The organism is Pseudonocardia lutea (assembly GCF_042658055.1).
GTDB classification, from domain to species: domain Bacteria; phylum Actinomycetota; class Actinomycetes; order Mycobacteriales; family Pseudonocardiaceae; genus Pseudonocardia; species Pseudonocardia lutea.
The window spans coordinates 1-6,626 of the sequence record NZ_JBHSQK010000038.1; the positions used below are offsets into that span (position 1 = coordinate 1).

At 76.2% G+C, this 6,626-nt stretch carries 4 protein-coding genes; all 4 read left to right on the top strand.

What is annotated here, in order from left to right:
- A partial coding sequence (locus tag ACFQH9_RS16080) for a LuxR C-terminal-related transcriptional regulator (protein WP_379566936.1) occupies window positions 1–973 on the top strand: 973 nt, incomplete at its 5' end.
- Between the two features lie 1,015 nt (window positions 974–1,988).
- The gene (locus ACFQH9_RS16085; protein WP_379566937.1) at window positions 1,989–3,821 is read left to right on the top strand and encodes a dynamin family protein; all 1,833 of its coding nucleotides are present in this window, start codon (window positions 1,989–1,991) and stop codon (window positions 3,819–3,821) included.
- On the top strand, window positions 3,818–5,296 hold the full coding sequence (locus tag ACFQH9_RS16090) for a dynamin family protein (protein ID WP_379566938.1): 1,479 nt from the start codon (window positions 3,818–3,820) through the stop codon (window positions 5,294–5,296). Before ACFQH9_RS16085 ends, ACFQH9_RS16090 begins: the two co-directional genes overlap by 4 nt.
- A gap of 172 nt (window positions 5,297–5,468) precedes the next feature.
- The coding region (locus ACFQH9_RS16095) for an Hsp70 family protein (protein WP_379566939.1) at window positions 5,469–6,626 on the top strand (1,158 nt) is incomplete at its 3' end.

Genomic DNA, 6,626 nt, shown 5'->3' on the forward strand with positions numbered 1-6,626 from the left:
GATCGCCCTGGGCCGGTCGCGGGACGCGGCCGCGCTCGCCGAGGCCGGCCACCAGCGCGCGGCGAGCGCCCACCAACCCGTGGCCCAGGCCCTGTACGAGGGCTGGCACGGCATCGCGCTCGCGCGGCAGGGGTTGCTCGGCGACGCCCTGGATCGGTTGCGCGACGCCGCGGGGGCGGTGGAGGGCGGGTCGTTCCCCTTCCTCGCCGCCGTGTCGGCGCAGATCGCCGAGGCCGAGGCGATGCGGGGGGACGCCGTCGCCGCGGCGGCGGCGCTCCGGCAGGCCGTGCGGGCGTCCGAGGCGGTCGGCGGAGCCGGCGAGGCGTGGGTGGTGCTCGCCTCGGCGTGGGTGGCCGCCGCCCAGGGCCGCGGCGACGCGGTGACCCGCGCGCTGGACGCGGCCCGGCGGGCGCGGGCGGTCTCCCAGGTGCAGACCGAGCTGGAGGCGTTGCACGGCTGCGTCCGGCTCGGTGCCGCGACGACGACGCTCGAGCGGATCACCGAGGTGGCGGCGCAGGTGGACGGTCCGATGGCTCCCGCCTACGCCCGGCAGGCGGTCGCGCTCGTGGCGGGCGACCCCCGCCGGCTGGGCGAGGTCGCGGAGGTCTTCGCCGAGCACGGCGCGCTGCTCCTGGCCGCCGAGGTCTCCGCCCGGGCCGTCCACCTGCACGAGCTCGCGGGGCGCCAGGGCGCGGCGCGGCTCGCGGCGACCCGGGCCCGGGAGTGGGCCGGGCGCTGTCAGGGCGCCGCGACCCCGGCGCTCGCGTCGCTGGGCGCGGCCGGGGTCCTCACGTCCAGGGAGATCGAGATCGCGACGCTCGCGGCCGGCGGGATGACCAGCAAGGCGATCGCGGCCCAGCTGATGGTGTCGGTGCGCACGGTCGACAACGTGCTGCACGGCATCTACCGCAAGCTCGGTGTCCCCGGCCGGCGGGAGTTGGGCGAGGCGCTGCGCGCGGGCGTGGCCGAGTGACGCCGTCTCCGCCGGTCGCCGGGGCCACGGATGAGTAGCCCGGCGCCCGTCGGGGCGCAGGGAAGTACCGGACTACTCAGGACGCGGGGTCGCGACCGCCCCGAGACTGCTGCCCGGCGACCGGCCGGTCGCCGCCGGGCGAGGGGAACCAGCCAGGGACAGGCACCGGGCAGGGGAGGACCGTCATGACCGACCAGAGCACGGGCGAGCACACCCGCAGCGGGGACGTCTTCGGGCGTGAGCAGCGGGCACACCGCACCGTCATGACCGACCAGAGCACGGGCGAGCACACCCGCAGCGGGGACGTCTTCGGGCACGAGCAGCGGGACCGCGAGGAACACCGCCGCGAGGAGAACCGCGAGCGCGAGGAACACCGCCGCGAGGAGAACCGCGAGCGCGAGGAGGACCGCCGCGAGGAGCGCCGCGAGCACGAACGCGACGAGCGCCGCGAGCACGAGCGCGAGGAGCGCCGCGAGCGCGAGGAGCACCGCGACCGCGACGAGCACCGTGAGGGACACCGGGGCGAGGGGCACCGGGGCGAGGGGCACCGGGGCGAGGGGCACCGGGGCGAGGAACACCGGGGCGAGNAACACCGGGGCGAGCACCACGGGCGCGAGGAGCACGGCCGGCGCTTCGAGGGCACCCGGCACGAGCAGCGGGACCGCGACGAGCACCGCGACCGCGATCGCGACGAGCACCGGGACCGGGACCGCGACGAGCACCGGGACCGGGGCCGGGACGAGCACCGGGACCGCGACGAGCACCGGGACCGGGGCGAGCACCGCGACGAGGAGCACCGGTACGAGCACCAGGGGATCCGCTCCGAGCACGACGGGGACCGCTACGACCACGAGCGGACCGAGGACCACGGCCGTCGTGGCGACGAGGAGCACCACGACATGCGGGAGTCGCACGACGTGTCCGGGACCGAGCACGTCTGATCCGCGACAGGCGCCGCCCTCCGGGGCGGCGCCGGGCAGGGCCGCCGGGGGTCGGGGGCCGGACCGGGGGGAGCATGATCCAGCAGCAGGGACCGAGCGCCGCGGTGCGCTACGCCCGCGAGACCGTGGACCTGGCGATCGAGGGCGCCGACGCCTACGGCCGGGACGACCTCGTCGAGCGGCTGCGTGGCGCCCGGGACCTGCTGTCCGGATCCGGCGTCACCGTCTACGTCGTCGGGGAGTACAAGAAGGGCAAGAGCTCGCTGGTCAACGCGTTGCTGACCACCTCGGTCTGTCCCGTGGACGACGACATCGCCACGGCCGTCCCGACCGTCGTGAGGTTCGCGGCCGAGCCCAACGCCCGGGCCACCTACGAACCGCAGGACGGCGACGTCGGTTCGCCGTGGAGCGAGCCGATCGCGTTCGAGGAGATCGCCGCCCACGTCGCCGAGGGCGGCAACCCCGGCAACCGGCGGCGCCTGCGGTCGGTCACCGTGGGCGTGGACCGGGCGCTGCTGGAGTCCGGGCTGATCGTGGTGGACACCCCGGGGGTCGGCGGGCTCGGGTCGGTCCGCAACGCGGTGACCGCGAGCGCGCTGCCCTCGGCGCACGCCGTGCTGTTCGTCTCCGACGCCTCGCAGGAGCTCACCGCGGCGGAGCTGCGGTTCCTGCGGACCGTGGCCGAGCTGTGCCCCACCGTCCTGTTCGTGGTGACCAAGACCGACCTCTACCCGCACTGGCGGCGCATCCTCGAGCTCGACCTCGGGCACCTGGCCCGGGAGGGGGTGACGGTGGAGTCCTTCGCCGTGTCCTCGCGGGTGCGGTCGGTGGCCGCCGACACCGCCGACGCCCAGCTGAACGAGGAGTCCGGGTTCCCGCCCCTCGTGCGCCGGATCGGCGACGTCGTCGAGGACGCGGAGCGCGTCGCGGTGCAGGCGGTGGGTGCCCATCTGCTCTCGGTCATCGGGCAGATCGTCCCCACGCTCTCGGCGCGGGCCGCCGCGCTGGGCCGCCCGGAGGAGGCCGGCGACGTACGGGCCGAGCTCGTCCGCGCACGCGAGCGGGCGGACACCCTGCGCAGCCGCGGCTCGCGGTGGCAGCAGGTGCTCTACGACGGCTTCGCCGACATCTCGTCGGACGTCGACTTCGACTTCCGGGTGCGCACCCGGGCGGTGCTCGCGGAGGCGGAGCAGGCGATCGAGGAGGGCGATCCCGCCAAGAACTGGGACGAGTTCGAGAAGTGGCTGCGCTCGCGGCTGGCCGCGGAGACGCTGGAGAACTACGCGCGGTTCACCAGGGCCGCGGACGAGCTGGCGGACCGGGTCGCCGAGCACTTCGAGCTGGTCGAGAAGCAGATCCTCACGGTCCGGGCGCCGTTGGGGGTGCTGGAACGGCTCTCGGTGGACACGACCGCGCTCGAGTCCCCGAAGAAGCTCACCGGCAAGATGGCGATCTTCCAGAAGACCTACGCCGGCTACATGATGTTCACCATGCTCGCGCACCTGACCACGCTGGTGATCCCCAGCCCCGTGGGCATCGTCGCGGGCCTGCTGATGGGTCGCGCCGCACTGGGCGAGGAGCGGCGCCGGGCGGTCGAGAAGCGCCGCGCGGTCGCGCGCACCGCGGTGAGCCGGTTCGTCGAGGAGTTCTCGATGCAGGTGTCGAAGGACTCCCGGGACACGGTCCGGCGGGCGCAGCGGGAGATGCGCGAGCGGTACACCCGGCGGGCCGAGGAGCTCCAGCGGTCGGCCGCCGAGGCGCTCGACGCCGCGCGCGCGGCGGTGCGCGACGACGAGGACGCGGCCGACGACCTGCGCCGGCTGCAGAAGGACCTGCAGCTCTTCGCCGCGCTCCGGACGCGCACGGAGCAGATGGTGGCCCGGACGGCCGCGGAACCGGCCCGATGAACACGCCCGGCGTCGGAGCGCGGGTCGCCGCCCTGGTGCGGTCGGCGATCGGCGAGTACGCCGGCGGGCCGGCCGAGGCCGAGCTGCGTGCGGTGGCCGCCCGGCTCGCCGAGCCGCTCCGCGTGGCCATCGCCGGCCGGGTCAAGGCGGGCAAGTCCACGCTGCTCAACGCACTGGTCGGCCAGCAGCTCGCCGCCACCGACGCCGGGGAGTGCACGCGCATCGTCACCTGGTACGTCGACGGGACGACCTACCGCGTGGACCTGCACCCGCGGGAGGGGCCGTCGCGGCAGGTGCCGTTCCGGCGGGTGCAGGGCGCCCTGGACATCCGGCTCGACGGGGTGACCGCGGCGGACGTGGAGCGGCTGGTGGTCCAGTGGCCGGCGCCGGCGTTGCGGACGATGTCGCTGATCGACACGCCGGGCATGGGCTCGGCGACCGCCGCGCTCGGCGAGCGGACCGAGGCGCTGCTGACCCCGGAGGCCGAGCTCGAGGGCGCGCCCGCCGAGGTCGACGCGGTGATCTACCTGATGCGCCACGTGCACGGCGAGGACGTCCGGTTCCTCGAGACCTTCCGGGACGGCTCGCCCGACCGCAACCCGGTGAACACCGTGGGCGTGCTCGCCCGGGCCGACGAGGTGGGGCACGCCCGGCCCGACGCGCTCGACGTCGCGGGCAGGATCGCCACCCGGTACGCCGCGGATCCCCGGATCCGGGCGCTGTGCCGCACGGTGGTCCCGGTGGCCGGGCTGCTGGCCTCGTCCGCGGCGGCCCTCCGGGAGAGCGAGTACCGGATGATCGACGTCCTCGCGCAGGCCCCCGACCTGGACCGGCTGCTGCTCACCGCGGACCGGCTGTTGACCGCGCCGAGCGAGGTCCCGCTGCTGCCCGACGAGCGCGCCCTGCTGCTGGACCGGTTCGGCATGTTCGGGCTGCGGCTCGCCACGCGCGTCGTCCGCGACGGCGAGGTGACCGGCGCCCGCGGCCTCGCGGCCGCGCTGACGCAGGCCAGCGGCCTCCCGCTGCTGCAGGCCGTGCTGGCCGAGCAGTTCGCGGCGCGCGCGGAGGTGCTCAAGGCCCGGTCGGCGCTGATGGCGCTCGAGGCGCTCGTGCGGCGGTTCCCGCCGTCGGCGACCTCCGGTCTCGCGCGCGAGGTCGAGCGGGTGCGGGTCGAGGCCCACGAGTTCGCCGAGATCGCCCTGCTGGACGCCGTGCGCTCGGGGGTCGTGCCGCTCTCGCCCGACGAGGCGAGCGCGGCCGAGCTGCTGCTCGGGGCGGGCGGCACGGACGCGCGCAGCCGGCTCGGCCTGGCCGCCGACGCCGGCTCCGAGCAGGTCCGCAAGGCTGCCGCGGACCAGCACCTGCGCTGGCAGCTGCGAGCCGAGCACCCCGCCTCCCCCCGGGAGGTCCGGCAGGCGGCGTGGCTGCTGGTGCGCAGCTGCGAGGGCATCCTCGGCCGGCTCGGCCAGGGATGAGCAGCGGCCGGCGCGCCCCTCGCGGGCGTGACCGGTCGGACATGAGTAGTCGGGCGGCGGCCGGCGCCCCGGGTGAGTAGCCCGCTACTCATGACGGGCCGGGCGGGGGCCGGGAGGTTGACCGGGCGGGAGGCCTCGGGCCGTCGCCGCCCCGACGCGTGGAGGAGGCCCGGTGGGTTACAGCCTCGGAATCGACCTCGGCACCACCTTCACCGCCGCGGCGGTCGACCGCCGGGGCGCCGTCGAGATGGCCACGCTGGGCGACCGCAGCGCGGCGATCCCCTCGGTCGTGCTCTGGCGCGGCGACGGGCCGGTGCTCACCGGGGACGCGGCGGACCGCCGGGCGCTGATGGAGCCCGACCGGGTCGCGCGCGAGTTCAAGCGGCGCCTCGGCGACCCCACGCCGCTCGTCCTCGGCGGGGCCCCGCACTCGGTCGCCTCGGTGCTGGCGCAGCTGCTCCACGCCGTCGTCGACACGGTCGCCGACCGCGAGGGCGGCCCGGCCGAGCACGTCGTCCTGACCCATCCGGCGAACTGGGGGCCCTACAAGCTCGAGCTGTTCGGGTCGGTGCCCCGGATCGCCGAGGTCGAGCACGTGTCGATGACGACCGAGCCGGAGGCCGCCGCGGCGCACTACGCGACGAACGAGCGCCTGGCCGACGGGGCGATCATCGCCGTGTACGACTTCGGCGGCGGGACCTTCGACGCGACGGTGCTGCGCCGGCGGGCCCCCGGCTTCGAGACCCTCGGCGTCCCCGAGGGGGTCGAGGGCCTGGGCGGGATCGACTTCGACGAGGCCGTGTTCGCCTTCGTCGACCGGACCCTCGACGGGGCGGTCACGGCCCTCGACCACGGCGACCGGCAGAACGCGGCGGCGCTGCTGCGGTTGCGCCAGGAGTGCGTGCTGGCGAAGGAGACGCTGTCGGCGGACGTCGAGACGATCATCCCGGTGCTGCTGCCTGGCCTGCAGACCGAGGTGCGGCTGACCCGCGCCGAGCTCGAGGAGATGATGCGGCCGTCGATCGAGTCGACCGTCCGCGCGCTCCGCCGGGCGCTGCGGACCGCGAACGTGGAGCCGGAGGACCTCGACGCGGTGCTGCTGGTGGGCGGCTCGTCCCGCATCCCGCTCGTGTCGCAGATGGTGTCCGAGGCGCTCGGCCGGCCCACCGCGGTCGACGCCCACCCCAAGCACGTCGTGGCGCTCGGCGCGGCCACCCTCGCCGCCGCCTACGAGCACCCCACGGGCAACGGTGCCGGCGCTACGACCGCGGGCGGGGCGGGCGGGACGGCAGGGGCCGGCGAGGCGGGCACCACGGCCGGTGCCGCCGGG